The sequence below is a fragment of the Nitriliruptor alkaliphilus DSM 45188 genome (assembly GCF_000969705.1).
In the GTDB taxonomy this organism is placed as follows: domain Bacteria; phylum Actinomycetota; class Nitriliruptoria; order Nitriliruptorales; family Nitriliruptoraceae; genus Nitriliruptor; species Nitriliruptor alkaliphilus.
Genome location: NZ_KQ033901.1, coordinates 3,336,976 through 3,355,259 on the forward strand (window position 1 = coordinate 3,336,976; position 18,284 = coordinate 3,355,259).

Annotated in this window: 6 protein-coding genes; 2 read left to right on the forward strand and 4 right to left on the reverse strand. The window is 72.1% G+C overall.

All coding sequences use genetic code 11. The annotated features are described in order from the left end of the window. Window positions 1-27: 27 nt before the first annotated feature. Window positions 28-3,177 (reverse strand): MobF family relaxase, encoded by a 3,150-nt coding sequence (mobF, locus tag NITAL_RS15525; protein WP_157041869.1) that lies wholly within the window; start codon window positions 3,175-3,177, stop codon window positions 28-30. A gap of 337 nt (window positions 3,178-3,514) precedes the next feature. On the opposite strand from mobF, the gene NITAL_RS15530 reads away from it, so the two are divergent. Both NITAL_RS15530 and NITAL_RS15535 read left to right on the forward strand, forming a co-directional pair. Beyond that, window positions 3,515-3,751, forward strand: a complete 237-nt coding sequence (locus NITAL_RS15530; protein WP_052667149.1) for a helix-turn-helix domain-containing protein — start codon at window positions 3,515-3,517, stop codon at window positions 3,749-3,751. Further along, the gene (locus NITAL_RS15535) at window positions 3,748-3,978 is read left to right on the forward strand and encodes a hypothetical protein (RefSeq protein WP_052667150.1); all 231 of its coding nucleotides are present in this window, start codon (window positions 3,748-3,750) and stop codon (window positions 3,976-3,978) included. Before NITAL_RS15530 ends, NITAL_RS15535 begins: the two co-directional genes overlap by 4 nt. Before the next feature lie 259 nt (window positions 3,979-4,237). On the opposite strand, the gene NITAL_RS15540 is transcribed toward NITAL_RS15535, so the two are convergent. The 3 genes from NITAL_RS15540 to NITAL_RS15550 are packed head-to-tail and all read right to left on the reverse strand — an operon-like array spanning window position 4,238 to window position 17,870. Then, the gene (locus tag NITAL_RS15540; RefSeq protein ID WP_052667151.1) at window positions 4,238-5,677 is read right to left on the reverse strand and encodes a hypothetical protein; all 1,440 of its coding nucleotides are present in this window, start codon (window positions 5,675-5,677) and stop codon (window positions 4,238-4,240) included. Then, window positions 5,674-11,670 carry a DEAD/DEAH box helicase gene (locus NITAL_RS15545; protein ID WP_052667152.1) on the reverse strand — a complete coding sequence of 1,999 codons (5,997 nt, stop codon included), beginning with the start codon at window positions 11,668-11,670 and terminating at the stop codon, window positions 5,674-5,676. The genes NITAL_RS15540 and NITAL_RS15545 overlap by 4 nt, the downstream gene beginning before the upstream one ends. Beyond that, window positions 11,667-17,870: a midas domain-containing protein gene (locus tag NITAL_RS15550; protein WP_052667153.1), complete on the reverse strand. Its 6,204-nt coding sequence runs from the start codon at window positions 17,868-17,870 to the stop codon at window positions 11,667-11,669. The genes NITAL_RS15545 and NITAL_RS15550 overlap by 4 nt, the downstream gene beginning before the upstream one ends. Window positions 17,871-18,284: the final 414 nt, after the last annotated feature.

Below are 18,284 nucleotides of genomic sequence, written 5' to 3' on the forward strand. Positions count from 1 at the left end.
GCGACTCGTCAGGGACATGTGGAGAACTCATCGGCTGAGGCTCCTCCCACGGTTGTGTGCGCGTGTCGTGTCGCGGGTCAGCTCGTCTCGGAAGCGCGCGATGGTTGCCGCCGTCCGGTGCCGGTGCTCGCGTTGCAGCGGGTCCGTAGGTTCAGCTCCGAGTGGCCGGTGTGGCTCGGTGACGTTCCAGCGGAGCCGGTACTCCTCGATGGCGATCGCGGCCTGGTGCCACGGTTGCCGCAGGCGGCCCTGTGGCGGGTCGGCGAGGACGGCAGCGAGGTAGCTGGGGCTGTGGTGCTGGACGCTGGCGACGCGTTGTTCGGCTGCGTGCCGGAGCTGCTCGGTGCGGTCCTGGTACAGGGCGTGGAGGTCGACGATCTGCTCGCGGGTGGGCAGCCCGACGAGCTCGGCATCGATGTCGCCCAGCTGGGTCTCGAGGTGGGGGACCTGGCGGGCGTGAACGTCGTGATCGCCGCGTAGGTCCGCGAGCTGGCGTCGGTTCGCGATCCGACCGAGACCGGTCGCGGTGTGGTCGATGCGGCCTCGGAGTCGCTCGAGCTGGTCGAGGGCTGCCTGCCGCTCGGCGGCGAGCTGCGCTCGTCGGCGGGTGAGCGCTCGCTGGCGGGCGATGTCGGGGGCGTGGAGGCGCTGGTGGAGTTGGCGCCACTGGTGGGCGATCTGGTCGAGACCATCGGTCAGCGGCTGGTGCCCGCGGCTGCGTTGGAGGCGGTGGGGGAGCGCGGCCGTCTGGTCGGCTTCCGCCTCCAGGGTGTGGTGGAGGTCGTCGAGTTGGTCGGCGCCTGCGAGGTAGAGCTGGTTGGACTCCCGTCCGCGGGACATCGCGACGTAGCCCCATTCGCGGTAGAGGTCGGGGGAGCCGAGGACGTAGGTGTGGTCGACGGTGAGGCCTTGGGCTTTGTGGCCGGTGATGGCGTAGCCGTGGGTGAGGTGGCCGGCGTCGAGGTAGTCGGGGGGTAGCTGCAGGTGGTTGTCGTGGTCGTCGGTGGCGTGGATGGTGCGTCGGGTGGGGTCGATGGCGGTGATGGTGGCGCGGGTGCCGTTGACCACGCCGAGCCGGGGGTGGTTTCGGAGGCACACGATCCGGTCTCCGGTCTGGAAGCTCTGTCCGCCGCTGTGGAGAGGGGGGCCGGTGAGGCGTCTGGCGGTGAGCATGCGGGATCGGGCGCGGTGGTTGAGGTCGTCGACGTCCGACCGCCGGAGGGCGATCATGATGCTGCCGGGCAGGTCGTTGGTGGCGGTGTTCCACCAGTCGTCGATCAGCTGGTGGCGGACCTCTTCGGCGGTGTCGGCGGTCACGAGGCGGCCGTGCTCGCGGTAGGCGGTCACCGCGGCCTGGGGGTCGCCGTTGCGGAGCTGGTCGAGGGCGGCCTGTTCCCAGGGGTGTCGTTGCCGTCGGTTGTGGGTGAGTTCGATCGCGGGCAGGCGGGTGGTCAGGGTGCGGAACAGGCCACCGGCGTCGATCTCGGGGAGCTGGTGGGGGTCGCCGACGAGCACGATCTTGAGGTTGTGGTGTTCGACGTGGTCCAGGAGGCGGGCGAGCTGGCGGGTGCCGACCATGCCGGCTTCGTCGACGACGAGCACCGATCCTGGCGTGAGCGTGGTCGGCTGGCCTTGGTCGAGCTGGCCGAGCAGTCGGGTCAGGGTGGTGGAGGGGATGCCGGCGGACTGTTGGAGCTCGAGTGCGGCGCGGGCGGCGAGCGCGACACCGGCGACCGGGGTGCCGGCGGTCTGCCAGGCGTGGCGGGCGGCGGCGAGGGCGTAGGTCTTGCCGGTGCCGGCCTTGCCGACCACGATCTCGACCCCGGCTCCGGAGCGGGTCAGCCGTTGGACCATGGTGTGCTGTTCGGAGGAGAGGCTCCGCCCGCGGGTCACGGCCGTGAGGTGGCGGTCGTCGACGATGGCGAGCTGGGCTCGGTGGAGGGCCAGGGCACGGGTGACGGCGCGCTGTTCGGTCAGGAGCAGCCCGCGGGTGGTGTAGCGGGCTTCGTGGCCGTCGGCGGGGATGACGCGGCCGTCGTTGCGCCGGATGGTCTCGAGCGCGGTGAGCTGGCCCCGGCTCGTGCCGAGCGCGATGACCTGCTGCGGGTCGTGGGCGATGACCGCGTCAGCGATCTGTTCGATGGCCGTGACGGGTGCGCCGGCGGGCAGGCGTTCGGCGACGGCACGGATCACGTCCCGGCGGGTGAAGCTGGAGCTCTGGGCGGTGAGTGCTTCGTGGTCGACCAGGTCGCGGTAGAGGGCGCCGATGTCGGGACGCTGCGGGCTTGGGCGGCCGGTCAACCGGTGCTGCCAACCCGCGCCGACACCGCAGGTGGCGGCGCGGGTCCGCCAGGTGGTGCGCAGCTCGGCTTCGCAGGTGCGGCGGTCCTTGGCCTGCCGGGTGGTCAGGGTGGCGACCTGGGCGGCCTTGGCCGAGGACTCGCCGCGTCGTTCGAGTTCGGTGAGGATCGCGGTGCGGCGTTGGGAGAAGGCCTCGATCAGGTCGCGGTCGACCCCGTCGATGTCGGCGTGGCCGTTGACCACCGGTTGCCAGCCGACCCCGAGGCGGGCGGTGAGCTCGTGACGTAGTTGGGCTTGGTAGAGGAACCCGGCGGTGCGGGCGTGCACGAACAGCCGGCGCGAGTCCAGGGTGCGCCACACCCCGTCGTCGACCGTCTCGGCGAGGTTGGCGACCAGCACGTGGGTGTGCAGCAACGGGTCACCAGCCCGCGAGCAACGGTGACGGAACGCGGCTGCAACGAACCCGTTCACCTCGACGCTCTCGGCGCCTTGCGCACCGCGGCGGGTGAAACCCGCGGCGCGTTCGAGGTAGCCGACCGCAGCGTCGACCGCGGCGTCGTGGGCCGCGACCACCTGCGCGGCCGTGTCACGGTCCCCGAGCGCCCACAGCAGCGAGACCGACTTGGGGGCCCGGAAAGTGTGATCGAACCCCGGGACCTTGCGGGCCGGATGCCCCGCCAGCTGCACCTCCGAGGACGGATCCTCGCCCGCCAGCACGGCACGGAGCTGTTCGCCACTGACCTGCCCGCGGAGCCTCAGCCGGGCAGCGCCGCTGCCGGTCCAGCGGCCGGGCTCCTCGCCGTGGGCGAGGTAGTAGTCGGCCGCGTCGCGGTTGGCCACGACCTGCAGGTAGTACTCCGCCCTGCCGGGTGCCATCCGCCCGATGTTCAACACCGGTCCGTGACCGCCGCGTTGCACTGACCCAGTGCCAGTCTGTGTTCGTCGCTCATGACGTCAGGGTGCGTCGGTGAGCAGGGCAGGTCTAGAGCAGAGAAGTGGCTCTAGAGGCAGGTTAGAGCCGGATATCGGCAGTTCCGGTATCGATGGGTTCCGGGGGGTTGCTGGTCGTGTCGTCAGGTGTGAGGGCGTTCGGACGTGGACGGTTGCTGTCGCGCTCGGTGCTCGCGCGGTGTTCGCACGCACCCGGGGGAGCTGTCACCGAACGCGAGAACGGAGCGCAGTACCTAGACACGACACCGAACAGGAGCGAGCTGTGAACAACCCCGAGCCACCCGCCACCATGACCGTCGAACAAGCCGGCCGCCTGCTGGGCATCAGCCGCGGCGCCGCCTACCGCGCCGCCGCCTCCGGCCAGATCCCCACCATCCGCCTCGGCCGCCGCCTCCTGGTGCCGACCGCCCGCCTCCACCAACTCCTCGGCATCGCCGCGAACGAGCCACCCGTGCCCGCCGCCGCGTCCGCCGCAGGGAGCGATGGGGGAGGGCGGTGAGCCCCACCCGCTACTTCCTGGTCTCCTGGGTCGACCACCAGCGCAAGGGCCGCGCGCCCCGGCCGACGACACGCGAGTACGGCGCCACCACGACCAAGCAGGCCGCGATCCGCCTCGCCGAGAACGTCCTCCCACCCGACGCCGACTACGTGATCACCACCCTGCACCGCACCATCCACCAAGGCCGCACCCGGGCGGAGCCGCGGACTCGTGTTCGAAACCGGTGACCACCGAGGTACACGACCGCCGCAATGCACCCACGCAACGCACACCCAGGGCAGCTACGCGCTGTCGCGCGGCGTGCACCGCCGCCGCGCATCGTCGTACGAGCGATGGTCCGGCTTGATCGTTGCTCGCGAGCAACGCGCAGGGCGCTGCAGGTGGGCGGCGCCTCCGGCCACACCGCTGGGCCACTCGGGCGGTCTTCTCTCGGCCTGAACGCAGGTGATCCTGGGCCATCGCCGAGTAGCGCACGGTCACGGCGGACTACCCGGCGACGGTCCTGGTGACCGGTCGCAGTTCGACCAGACGTCCGCGGCGCGAGACCAGCCCGTCGAGACGGGTGCCTGGCCCGATCAGCGCCGGCCACTCGAAGGTGAACATCCCGTCCTGACCGGGGCGACCGCAGGCGGCCGCGACGACCGGACGGTGCGCGAACCGTCCCGCCGGTACGTAGGCGAGCCTGACGGTCACCGGGTCCGAGACGTGCAGCCTGCCGGCGACCTCGTCGGGGATGTGCAGCACGCCGCGGGAGAACGCCTCGTCGGTCACGGTCACCGAGAACGGGAAGCTCGGAGCCTCCACCTCCTGCTCGGCGCGGGCGCGGGACTGGCGGTCGAGCTCGTCGCGCGCTTCCTGACGGAGACGTTCGGCCTCCTCGTCGTCGACCGGGTCGAGCAGCAGCACACCGGCGATGCCGAAGCGCGGTTCGGACACCGCGTGCACCTGCTGACCGGCGGGACCGAGCAGCGCCGCGCCGGCGCCGGGCAGCTCGACCGCGACCGTCTGGGTCAACGCGAACAGCGTCCCGAGCCAGGCCGCCCCGGCGCACAGCCGCTGCCGGTCGGCATCCGGCCAGGCGTCCGAGGCCTCGGCGAGCTCTGCGGCCAGCGCTCGGCGTGAACGCTGACGGACGCCGGAGGCCGCGTCGGCGTACAGCGTGTTGGCGCGTTCGGCGATCGACCGGCAGTCGTCACGCAGGTAGCCGGAGCCGACCGGTTCCTCGAGCCGGGCGGCGAGCGCGTCGCGGGTCCACACCCACGCGCCGGCGGTCACGAACGTCGACTCGTACACCGTCAGGGCCGAGAGCAGGGAGCGCAGCAGCCGTTCGATCCGGTCGGGTGACCCTGGCAGCCCGGTTCGCAGCCCGGCGCGACCGTCGGAAGCGAGCCAGCGGGCGTACCGGGTGACGTCGTCGAGCCCGTCGTCGTTGCAGGTGACCTGCACGTGCCCGTCGGCGGTGAACCACTTGCCGCCTCGACGCATCCGTTCGAACGCGACCTGTTCGCGGTCGTCGAGCCCGAGCCCGTCGGGGACGGCGCCGAAGTCGATCACGAGACGCCGGCGACCGTCGGCGGCCCCCGCAGGCAGGGTGCCGTCGGCTTCGAGGCTGTCGGTCGGCGGGTCGAGGTGGGTGGCGACCACCTGGCCGTACACCGACCCGATCACCGGCGAGGCGGTTTCGATCTCGACCGGTGCTCCTGGCGGCGGCAGCGCCGCCAGCTGCGCGCCGTGGCGGAGGGTGACGACCCAGCCGTCCTCGAGCCCGCGGTCCGGTCCGTACCCGCCGACCAGGTCGGTGACCAGCGACCCGATGTGCAGCGGACCGCCGCGGCGGGCGGTCAGCGCGGAGACCTCACGGCGCAGACGCCCGAGCGCGGCGCCGTCGGCGTCAGCTGCGCCGATCAGGAGTTCGGCGGGGTTCACGCGGCGCCCCGCTGGTGGCGCGCGTGGCGGTAGTAGGCACCGGGCGCGCTCGGGGCAGCCTCGACGACCTCGCCGTCCACGATCGTGACCCGCACGACGGTGCCGTCGGCGATCAGGCGTGCGAGCACGGCACGCAGCTGCGAGTCGTCGGCGGAGGTGACCTGCCCGAAGTGGCGGGAACGAAGCGCACCGCGCGGTACCGGCTTGGAGAAGGTGTCGGAGATGTAGATGCGGTCCTGACCGCGGATGGCGGCCAGCAGCTTGGCCACGCCCATCCCCGAGGCGACGTCGGAGAGGATCCCGGCGGCCGCCTGTTCGAGCCGCCGCTGGGCGGTGCGTGTGAGCGCGGCGGCGCCTGCTGCCAGGCTCCGTTCGTCGCTGAGGAGGGTGTCGAGGACCGCAGGGCGCGGCGTGCCGGCGTGGGCGGGGTCCTGCCAGCAGACCGAGCAGCGGGTGTGGTCGTGGTCGCACGCCCCGCGCTGCCAGTGGTCGACGGCGAAGAACTCGGCGATGCCGGACAGGGCGCAGTCGGTGTCGTTGACGAACCACTCGCGCAGCTGCTGCAGGTCCTGGCTGCGTTCGCGGTGCAGCCGTGCGAGCTCGTCGACCAGGCGGGTGTCGTCGCGCCAGTGGTCGGCCCGCCGGAAGTTCAGCTGGGTGCGGAACCCGCCGGACGCGGTGATCTGCCGCACCTCGAGGAGCCCGACGTTGTCGAGCTGCAGCAGCTCGAACCACATGGCGGACACGTCACCGGTCGCTTCGAACGCGCCGTCCGACAGCCTGGCGTACAGCTCGGTCAGCTCGACCCCGTCGCGCCGCTCCTGGTCGGAGAGCGCGTCGATGACCGCGGCGGCCTGCCGGCCCGCGTCGGCGGCTTCGGCGAAGCTCCGTTCGCCCGGCGAGATCGTCGCTGCGGCCGGGGAGTTGCCGAGGTCCTCGAGGTTGCCGACGGCCGACAGCGCGGCGAACGTGCGCACCGCCAACGCGGTGTAGGTCTCCTCGATGCGGTCGCGGGTGCGTTCGACCAGCTGGGGAGAGAGCTCACCGCGTGCGACCCGGTCGTCGATGACCTCGCCGACGAGCTGTTCGATCTCGACCGGGGACTCGGCCGTCTTGAACCGGTCCACGAACCGGCGCACGAGCCGGTCGTGGTCGGTGTCGTAGCGGTTGAAGTAGCGCAGCGTCGACCACGACGATGGTGTCAGGACCGCGATACCGGCGGTCGGTACGGGCGCGTCGGCCGGGTCGCGGTCGGCCTGGTCGCGGCCGGCCCGTCCGAGCGCCTGGTAGAGCTCGGCGAGGTCGCCCGGCGGTGACGCGGCGATGACCAGGCGGATGTCGGGCCGGTCGATACCGAGCCCGAAGGCCTTGGTGGCGACCACGACCATCGGTTCGAACCCGTCCGGGTCATCCACGGTCGGTGCGGCGGCGAAGAACTCCGACACCGATGCCTTCTCGAGGTCGGACAGCTTGCTGTGGTACTTCAGCACGCGACGTCGGCGTCCGAGCTGGGCGGTCAGGTAGGTGTGGATCTCCTCGACGTCGGCGATCCGGGTGGCGTACACGATCGCGTGCCCGTCGACGACCTCGAGCAGCTTCTCCACGAGCAGGACGTTCAGCTGCTCTCCGGCGCGTCCCTTGGCGTTCAGGAGGCGCTTGTGGATCGCCATGTCGGCCCGGACCGGGTTCGCGTGCACGAGCGTCACGTCGGACTCCTCGGCAGCGAACAGGTTGGTGGTCAGGTGGCGGCGGACCGAACGGGTCGCGGTCGCGGTGACCGCCAGCAGCTGCGGGGCGCCGTCGAAGTCCTGACGCAGACGGCGGATGAAGTGCTCCGCTCGGCGCATCTGTGGGCGGAAGGTGTCGCCCCAGGCGGCCAGGGTGTGTGCCTCGTCGACCGCGATGCGGCGCACGATCCCGGCTTTCACCCCGGCGCGGACCATCTGCTGGAACTGGGTGGTCGCGAACCGTTCCGGTGCGAGGTAGATCAGCTTGATGTCGTGGTCGGCCTCTCCGGTCAGCTGCTGGTGCACCTGGGTCTTGCCGAGCCGTGAGTTCGACTCGGCCATCGGTCCGGTCAGGGCCCGGACCCGTCCGCCGACGGTCCGGTTCAGCTTCATCGCCTGGTCGGTCATCAGCGACACCAGCGGGGAGACCACGATGGTCACCCCCGGCAGGATCAGGCCGGGCAGCTGGAACAGGAAGCTCTTGCCGTACCCGGTCGGCAGCAGCGCGAGCACGTCGCGGCCGTCAGCGAGCGCGTCGAGCGCTTCGACCTGGGCGTCACGCAGCGCCTCGAGCGGTCCGTCGGAGAGGTTGAGCGCGCCGCCGACCTCGCGGGCCCGTTCCTTCAGCGAGTCGGCGAACCGTCCCGCGGCCTTCTCGGCGGCGACCTCGTCGTCGTCGGTGTAGCGGGCAGCGAGGACCCGTCGGGTGTGCGGAAGCCAGACGTGCTCGGCGAGCGCGTCCGGTTCGCTCCACTCGGCTGCCTGCTGTGCGCTGATCGCAGCCGGGGTCCGTTCCGGGTCGCTGCCGGGCGTGGCGAGGAAGGCGAAGATCCGCCGCCAGCCGTCCTCCATGGTCGCCAGGTTCCCCGCGCCGATCTCGCCGGTCTCGTCCGGGACGGCGTAGCCGGGCAGCGAGGCGAGGAAGAAGCGGCGGTACAGCCGACGCAGCGAGGTGTCCCCCGACAGCTTCGCGTCGGAGATGACGACCACGCCACGGTGGGAGGTGGAGCGCAGCAGCCGTCCGGCGGCCTGACGCAGCGCCATCGCGGCCAACGGCAGGTAGTAGCGCTCCTTGGCGTCCTGGTCGGGACGTAGCGAGCCTGCCTCGCGTGCGGCAGCTTCGACGCGGGCGCGCCGCACGTCGATGATCGGGTCGCCGACCGGCGGGAAGGGCAGCTTGTTGATCCACACGAGGCGGATCCGTTCCGCCTCGACGTCGACGCCCTGCCACAGACCTCGGGTGCCGATCAGCACCCCGCCGTCCTCACGGAAGGACGCCAGCGCCCGCTGGTTGCCGTCGAGGACGGCATCGTGGACCCCGAAACGGTCGTCGCTTCGGCGGAGCTTGCCGAGCGCGTCGGAGATCTGGCCGGCGTGCGCCCGGGAGGTGGTCAGCACCATCGCGCCGTGCCGGCCGTCGGTGACCACCTGCCGGGCGTACCGGTCGACCTGCCAGGCGACGGTCGCCACGGCCGCGTCGGTCTGCTCGCCCCAGGACGGGAAGTCGGTGAAGGCGACCAGGCGCGCTTGCGTGGCCGGGTCGAAGTCGGAGTCGACCACGTGGCGGGCGACGTGCCCGTCGAGCCCGAGCCGGTCGCAGATGAACTGCCACGGGTCGGCAGCGCCGGGCACGGTCAGCGTGCCGGAGACGAACACCGACACTGCGAACGCGTTTCGGAACGCGGTGAACCTCGGGTCGTCGGCGACGGCGACCGGGGTGGTGGTCACCTCGACCGGCCAGTGGCGCAGCCGCATCCCCGAGTCGAGGAAGCGGGCGAGCTGACGGCCTTGCAGCGGCAGCTCGGCGGCCCACACGATCCGGTTGGAAGCGTGACCGGGCGGAGCCGGGTCGTGGTCAAGGCCGTCAGCGTCCGGACCGCCCACACCCGCGTCCCCGTCCCCGTCGTCATCGCGTGTGCCGGCGAGCTCGGCGAGGTCGGCGGACAGAGCAGCCAGGGTCGCGAAGGTGTCGCTGGTGCGCGACTGCAACGTGGCGACCTCGTCGTGCCGGTCGGCTGGCAGCATCGTGGCGGCCACCTCGAGCCCGGCGGCGGCGCCTCCGAGCAGTCCGGACAGCAGCCGCACGATCGGTTCGAGCTCGGCGGCGATAGCGAGCTGTCCGAGGTCGGCGTCCGACTCGGCGATGACCACCTGCTGGCGGCGGCGGGCCAACGTCGGGTCAGACCCGGCACGCATGTTGAACGCGACCGCGAGCCGCTGGCTCAGCAGCTCGTCGTCGATAACCTGGTCGAGACGGGCGACGGCTGCCACGAGCCTGGCGGCGACCGCACCGTCGGAGTCGTCGTCAGGGGCGGCGGCCAGGTCGTCCGGGGTGAGCCGCGGGCGGACTGCGTCAGCGACGGCGACCAGGTCTCCTCGGAGCCGGTCGAGGTCGGCGGTGGAGAAGCTGGCCGACAGCGTCGAAGTCGCGGCAGATTCGAGCTCGTGCGCTTCGTCGGCGAGCAGCAACAGCTGGCCGCGCGTGGACATGTCGACCAGTACCGAGGACGCCGAGCACAACAGCGCGTGGTTGGCGACGATCAGACGCCGGTCGGCGAGCGCCTCGCGGACCTTGACGGTCTTGGCCGCCAGCGCCGCGTGGTCGTCCTGTGCGTAGTCGCCGGAGCGCTTCTGCGACACCTCGGCGAGCAGACCGCCGAGACGGCCGTCGGTGAAGGTGTCGAACACGGCCGGCAGGTCGTCGGTGTCGACCGACCAGGCGTTCCAGCGGGTCACCAGGCTCGAGTCCGGCCCGAGCGCGTAGAGGCGCAGCAGCAGGTAGGCGACGACCTCGGCGAACGCCGGGTCGGACGCGCGTCGCCTGCCGATCCCGTGGCGGAACGGCGCGCTGCTGGCCAGCCCGACCGCGGCGGTCGACAGCGCCCGCAGCGACAGACGGTTCGCGGCGCCCTTGACCAGGTCGACCTGTTCGTCCAGGCCCGGGACGGCGCCGGTGAGCAGCTCGAGGTCGCCGGCGAGCTGGGTCTGTAACGCACGGGTGTAGGTGGAGATGACCGCGCGGCGGTCCGGGTCGGCGTCGATCCAGTCGAGCGCGGCGGCGAGCAGGACCAGCGACTTACCTGACCCGGTCGGCGCTTCGATGAGCGCATCGGTGCCGGACGCGACCGCGGCGGCGACGTGAGCGGCGGTCGCCTCCTGCGCGGCGCGCCGGCCGGCGGTCCTTCCGCGCGCTTCGGCGAGCACCGAGGCGAGCGCGAACGGGTCGACCTTGCCGCCGGTGCGCAGCGGCTCGGGGACGGTGAGCGTCGGCGGTGCGGCGCCGGCGGTGCGCCGGTCCGGCAGCGCGGCGGTGAGCGCGTCGATCCCGGCACGGGCAACCTCGGCTGCGACCGGTTCGCGGACGGTGCCGGGTGAGCTCAGGTCGAACAGCAGCGCCCACGCGTGGGAGGTGCGGGTCAGCGCCGCGAGCAGGGTGGTGACGTCGGTCGGAAGGCGGGCGGCTTCGGTCGCCAGGCCCTCGAGCACGTCGGCGAGCAGGCGGCAGTCGGCGAGCGCCCGGTGGGTCTGGGTACCCGAGATCCTGACCCGGACGGCGACCGAGGCCAGCTGGTGTGCGCCGTGGCCGTCGAGGACAGGGGTGCGGTCCGGCAGGACCGCGTGGGCCAGGTAGAGCCCGTCGACGGTGACGATGGCGAGCTGCTCGAGGCTGGTGTCGGCGTGGGCCAGCAGGCTGTCGAGGACGGGGAAGTCGACCTCGACACCGTTGTAGGCGACCACGACGTCGGCGCCTTCGAGCACGGCGGCGAGCGCGACGCCGACCAGCTCCGGTGCGAGCCCGGAGTCGATCGCGTCCTTGAGGAGGCGGTGGTCGGCGTTGGCGCCGGTGGCCAGCTGCTCGTCGGCGGCCACGAGCAGCTCGAGCGGTGGGGAGGCGGCGACCCAGGCCTCGTCCCGACCGAAGCGCAGCGCGCCCGCTTCGATCGGGACGCGCTGCAGCGTGCCGTCGCCGGCGTGGCGTGGCAGGGTCTCGAAGTCGACCGCGACGGCCCGTAGCGGTCGCCCGGGCCCGGCCGCGTCGACCGGTTCGGGCCGGACGCCCTGTTCGACGACGGCGACGGTGCCGTCGCCGGTCAGCTCGAGACGTCCGGCGGAACGTTCGATCTGCCGAGCCACCCAGCGGCCGTCGATGTGGTCGACCTCGAGGTGGCGGTTGAGCGCCGCGGCGAGCTCGGTGACCGTCAGCGGCTTGGGTGATCCGGTGGCGACCTCGGCGATGACCTCGACGTTGTCGAACGCTGCGCTCAACCGTGCACCTTCGCCCAGGCGGCTGCCAGGATCGGCTCGGCGCAGACGCGGCCCTCGGCCGACTCGACGTACCCGAGCCGTTCGAGCAGGAGCCGTTCACGACGGGCGGTCGGCAGGGTCGACTCGAGCGGCCGTCCGCCGGCCAGGATGGTGGCCAGCTCCCGGTCGAACTCCTCGACGGTGACCGGCCCGTAGTCGCGCAGCACCGTGAACGCGGTGCGGGCGGTCGTGTCGAGGTGGTCCGCTCGGGTGTCGGCCAGGAACCTCGCGGCCCGGTCGGCGTCGTCGAGCGCGGCGTGCACCCCGGCGGCGGCGTCGGCGACCGTTCCGCCGCCCTCGCGTGCGTTGCGGGCCGCTTCAGTCAGCAGCTGCGGCCAACCTCCGGTCGCGGCACGGACCTGGTCGGCGTCGCCGAGGGGCAGCTCGCCGATCCGGGCCCACTGCCCGATCGCGTGCGTGTCGAGCCGGCGCAGCGGAACCACGTCGACGTCTTCGGACAGCGTCCCGTCGATGGTCGCCCGAACGGTCGCCAGCTGCGAGGCGTCGACGAGCAGGGCGACACCGACGCTGCCGGGCAGCAGCGAGTCGTCACGCCACGCGGACGCCTGCGCGACCGCCCGCTCGCACTGGCGTTCGGTGCGGTCACGTAGATCGCTCACCACGACCCGGTGGAAGTCCTTGTTCGCGTGCGGCGGCCGGCGCTTGTCGCCGCTGCGTTGCCCGAGCTCGCAGCGCAGGTGCACTGAGGTGGACGTCCCGCGGGTCGCGGCGTCCTCGGCCATGATCGCGCCGACCTCGTCGAGGGTGGTGGCGTCGCTACCAATGACGATCTTGACCGTGGACGGCCAGGTGGTCAGCGAGACGATGTCCCGGTCGGCCAGCGGTGAGACCTTGGTCGGGTCGGACTCGAACGGGCGGCGGTGGCGGGACGCGTCGTAGGTGTACCCACCCGAGCGCGCGGAGAACTCCAGTAGCCGGTTAACCAGCTGCAGGTCGTCACCGAGCATCCGTGCGATGTAGCGCGAGCGCAGCTCCCAGCGTCCTCCGGGCCGCTTGCGGGCGATGCCGAGCAGGTCGAGCTCGTCGAGCAGCGCCGCGACCTCCCCTTCCCGGTCGCCGCTGGCGAGCTCCTCGGCGCCTTCCTCGAGGCACACCTTCTGGACCTGTGCGGCGGTGCGTGGCACCGGGCTCTCCGCACCTTCGGACCGGTCGGCCAGCGCCATCGCGTAGGCCAGCACCCCGTAGCGTGCGTCGAGGGTCAAGGTGTCGAGCAGCAGCTGGGTGACGTACTCGGACACCTGGCTGTCGTCGAACACCTTGTCGACGTCGGCGGATGTCACCTGCCACCCGGGTGCGCTGTCGCGGACACGTTCCTGCAGCTGACGCACCAGCTCGTGGGAGACCCGCTGCAAGATCGCCGGGTGGTAGTTGGCGAAGGTGGCCGCGCTCAGCAGCACGTCCTCGTCGGCGTGGAAGCCGAGCGCCCGCAGTGGCACGCGCAGCAGGCTGAGCGCGTCGTCGGGGTCGAGGCCGCCGATCCCGAGCGGCTTGCCGAGGTGGACGAACGGGTGGTTGGCGTCGCGTTGGAACCGGGTGACGTCACGCAGTCCGGAGAAGACGACCTTGAACCGCCGCGGCGACGCGGCGACCATGTCCTTGAGGGCCTCGACGGTGGTGTAGTGCGGCGCGTCGGCGGCCAGGAGCAGGTCGGCCTCGTCGAGCAGCACGAGCAGGCGCCGGCGGTCGTCAGCGTCGAGCCAGCGATGCACCTCACGCACGACCGTCTCGCGGTCGGAGCCGGGCGAAGGGGTTGGCAACGGGACGCCGGCGTCGACCAGCATCATGTGCAGCACCGGCCACAGCGCGCTCGGGTCGCCGTCGATACCGACGGACTTGATCGACTTGAACGCGACCCTGGAGTGCTCGTCGTAACCGGTGAACGCGACCGACGCCTGCTTGAGCAGCGCGGTCTTACCGAGCTGACGGCCGCCGAACACGATGGTCGCACCGTGCGGGTCGAGCAGGGACCGCAGCTCGCTGCGGCGTCCGAAGAACGCCTCGGTCGGCAGCGTCTCGCCCTGGACGTTGAACAGGTACGGGTTGGCGTTGGCGTACGGCAGCGCGAGCGCGCAGGTGACCGCCCACGAGTCGGACGGTTCGCACATGCGGGCGGCGAGCAGGTGGCTGTCGTAGGCCAGCACCGGCGTGGCGGAGGAACCGCGCAGCGCGTCGGCGAGCTCCTGACGCCAGCGCAGATCGACCGGTGCGGTGTGCAGCAGCAAGGTGGTCGAGCCGCCCGCTTCGTCCTCGACGAGCTCGACGATCTGGGAGGGAGCCATCGACGAGGGCGTGACCAGGATTTTGAGGCGGCTGTCCAGCGACGAGCCGAACTGGCGCACCGGCGCGCCGCGGGCGACGACCTTCGCGTCGAACCAGCGGTGTCGCCCACCGGGGTGTCCGGCGACGGCGACCGCGTCAGCGGCAACGTCGAGGCCGAGCCGGGTCAGGACGGTACGCACCGCCTGCGGCGACTCGCGACGGTCGAGCCCGAGCAGGCCACGGGCGCGCTGCAGCACGGTGGCGGAGCGGGCACGGTCGGACTCTCGGAGCTGGTCGTAGCTGAACGGGCCCCACCGTCCGCCGGAGGTGACCGCTTCGACCAGCTCGTCGGACAGTCCGGTCGGGGTGGTGAGGGTGGCCAGCAGCTGCGGTCGGTACCAGTCCGGGTCGGACGGGTTGGACAGCTCGCGGCCCTCTTCGAGCTGCAGGCGCAGCTCTTCGGCCTCGGCGAGACGTCCCGCTTCGATGTGGGTCCGCAGCATGTCGGCGTGGTCGGCGAGCTCCGGGGAGGTCTCGAGCGCCTGTTCGAGCAGGGCCAGCTCGCGTCCGATCCGCACGCGTCTGGCCTGCCTGAGGTCCCGCTCGATCTGGTCGATCTGCCGCAGCACCTTGCCGACGTCGGTGCGCGAGCTGGCGGAGGTCGCGAGCTCGCCGGCGCCGGTCAGGTCGAGCTCGGCGAAGCGCTGGTCGAGCTCGACCGCTTCGTCGGAACGCAGCATCCCCTGACGCTTGGCGGCCGTGACCAGGTCGCGCACCTCGAGCCAGCGTTGGGCTGCGGTCTGCTGGGCGGACTCGGCGGCACGGTCGAGGTGGTCAGAGAGCGCGTCGGACTGAGCCGGGTCGGAGGAGGCGATCTGCGCGGCGATCGCGGCGGCCTCTTCGAAGTCGTTGCGTCCGAGGCGACGGTGGAAGGCCGCGAGCGCATCGACCGGGTCGACCAGCGGTCGCAGGTCCTCGAAGGTCAGTGGACGGGTCGGCTGCCAGCTGTCGGGGTCGAGCGGCACGTCGGTGTGCAGCAGCGGACGTGCAAGCCAGGCGTCGGGGTCGGGCTCGCGCCCAGGGAGCGGACGCCCGGAGGTCATCGCCTCGAACAACGACCGCAGCTGCTCACAGGCGAACGCGGCGGCGGCCTGAGCGAGCTGGTCGTCGCCGACCTGGGAGAGCTCCTCGAGCGCATCCTGGCCGTAGGCGGTCAGCATCTGGCGCAGCTCGACCGAGGTTCGCTCCTCCCAGGTGTTGTGGTCGTTGGCCGCTTCTCGGCGCTGTCCGGCGAACTCGAGCCAGTCGTCGACGAGCTCGAGGTGGGAGCTGACGCGGCGCAGCAGCGCGGACCGGCCGTGGTACTCGATCGGGCGTGGGTTCCGGGCGCGTTCGTCGCCGTCGGTGGCGTTCATCCGCTCGACCAGGTCCCGGTCGGAGGCGACCTTCTGTCGTTCGGCGCGCACCTGTTCGAGCTGGCTGCGGTCGTCGTTGGCGACCACGGTGAGCATGCGGCCGAGCCAGCCGCGGTCAGCGTCGATCCAGCGCTGCCAGATGCGGGTGGCCGGCTGGTAGCCGGTCGAGCGTCCCGGTCCGACCTCGAGCAGCGTGGCGGCGTGCTGCCGGATCTCGTCGAGCTCGTCGTCGTCGTCGGCGTCGCCGGTGGGAGGTCCGACACCGATGCGCACGCCTGCGCGTGCGGCCGCGGTCGCGGACTGCAGGATCTGGTGGAGCCGATCGTGGTGCTCGAAGGTGCCCGAGATGATGCTGAGGAACTCGGCGGCGGTGTAGGGCGCGACGAACGAGGCGGTCAGCCCTGCAGCGACGGCGATGATCCTGGCGGTCCGGTCCTCGAGGAGGATCTCGGCGGGCAGCCGGGTTGCGGCCTTGTCGAACGAGAGCCCGACGGGTCCGCCTTCGCGGCGCATCTGGCGGGCGAGTGCGAGCATCTCGAACGAGGCGCTGCGGGCCGGGTCGATGTCGAAGGACGAGGCGATCCAGTAGGCCGCTGCCGCGTCGCGGCGTTCGAGCGCGGCGACGAGCAGCCCGTCGACCTGCTCCTCGGAAGGTCCGATGTCGCGGTCGAGGTCCTCGCCTGGTTCGTCGTTGCTTTCGTTAGCATCGACAGCAGCGGTGGTGACGTCGACGGTGACCGGTGGCGGGTCGAGCTGGGCAGGAGGCGCGTCGAGGTAGGCCCGCGGGTCGTTCGGTAGAAGCACGGGATCCTGTCCGAGGTCCTCGCCGGTCGTATCTGAGGCCTCTGCCACCTCGCTCACGGTCGCTGAGCGTTCCTCGGTGTCCACCTCGTCAGGGTCGTCCGCGTCCTCACCCGGTTCGGGGTCTGCCGTCCGGGAGCCGGCGTCGGCGACCTCGGCGCTGGTCGCGGGATCGGTGGCGCCGGTGTCCGCGGCGACCTCGCCTGCCGGCTCCTCGTCTCCGGGGACGTCCCGTTCACCGGAGCTGGTCTCGTCAGCTGCGGCGTCGGTTCCAGCGTCCGGCGTCTGCTCCGACGAGGGTTCGTCGGCGACGGGCTCCTCACCGGACTCACCGTCGGTGCGCGCGTCGGAGACGACTTCGTCGCCGACGGGCATCTCCGGGGCGCCCATGTCGGGTAGCTGCAGTAGCCCGCTGCCAGCAGCCAGCGCGGCAGCGTGCAGCTCGACGGGGAGCAGCTCGAGGAGGGGGAACAGCGCCGAGGGTGCGGGCAGCTCATCGCCGTCGAGCAGACGGCCGAGAGCGAGCAGGCCTGCACGGCACGAGTCGTCGTCACCTTGGAGGACGGCGCGGGCGCGGGCCCGCACGCTCGCGCCCTGCGCGTCAGCTGACGCGTCGGTCTGCAGCGCCGCGAGCCGGGCGAGCAGCTCGTCGTCCGGGTCGGGTCCGGCGAGGTCGTCGAGCTCCGCGAGCAGCGCCTGGACGTCCTCGGACGCCAGCCCGGTCACCTGCGCGGCGCGGTCGGCGAGCTGGTGCAGTCGTACGAGCGTGGCGAGGTCCTCGCGGGCGCCGGTGCGGGCCTCGGCGAGGGCCTCGGCGATCCGTTCGGCCGCGTCCCGGCCGGCCAGGTAGGCCGCCTCGAGCTCCTCGCGGTCCGCGTTACCCGGCGCGTCCGTGTCGATCCACTCGTCGGTCTCGTCGGCGACGTCGGCGACGTCGGTGTCGTCGGTGTCGTCGAGCACGTCGCTCCCGTCGGTCTCGGGCGGTCCGGAGCTCTCACGCTCGTCGTCGGCCTCGAGCTCTGACGCAGCAGGTTCGTTCACCCCCGCGACGCCGGTCAACCACAGGACGGTGTCGTGCTCGTCGGTCAGGTCGTCGAGCAGCAGGTCGGCGATCTGGTCGGCCGGCAGGGACGCGGCCGGGTGGTCGAAGGCGCTGCCGTCGGCAAGCTGCTCGACCCACGGACCATCGGCGACCTGCCACGGGCTCTCGATGTGCTTGGCGGCCGGTAGCTCGTAGGTCCCGCCACGCAGCAGCCCGTCGACGAACACGGTGGCCTGCCATCCGGCGCAGCTGCGCAGCAGCGACACGAGCCACAGCTTGGCGACGTCGTCGTGCTGCCAACGGTCGGCGACCATCCGCGCCGCGTCGACGAGCCCGACGAGCGAGATGTCGTCGGCGTTCAGTCCGCCTTCGGTGGCGCGCCTGAGGTCCTCGTTGACCATCTCGGCGATGAGGTCGACCAGCAGCCAGCCCTCCGGACGCTCGATCGCCTGGTTCAGCATCGGCGGGACCGGGGTTACCCGGATCCGCTTCAGGTGGGTGTTGAGCGGGCGGAACTGGCAGGCCGCACGCAGCAGCGTCTGCTTCGCCTTGGCGTCCATGCAGCGGTAGGCCGACAGGAACAGCACCTTGATGTCCTGCTCGGCGAACATCGCATCCGGCACCGGAGGGTGATCGTGCTCGTGCTCGTGGTCGCAGCGGTGACGCCGACGCTGATGTCTACTCACAAGCTCCCCCGTGACCGGTGCGGCATGTTCCCGCCTACGTGCGACACGACCGGAGGGGCGCTCTCCCATCCCCACCGACCGGGCGTCCCGGAGGCGTCCGGCACCGTACTGAGCGGCTCAGCCGACGGTGGCCGGTCGGGCCCAGGTGTGCACCGGGTGCCTGCCGTGCGCGCTGCGAGGGCCTGCGGCACCGCCCCTCGAGGTCACCCTCCGGCCACGCTGCAGCCACATGATCCGGAGAGCCGACACGCAACTGTGCCCCCGCCACGCCCCCGCAGTGTCCCGAGCGGACATGCGGCGCGGCTTAGACGCCGGCATCGATCTCGTCTCGCAGGATCGCTGCGAGGTGTC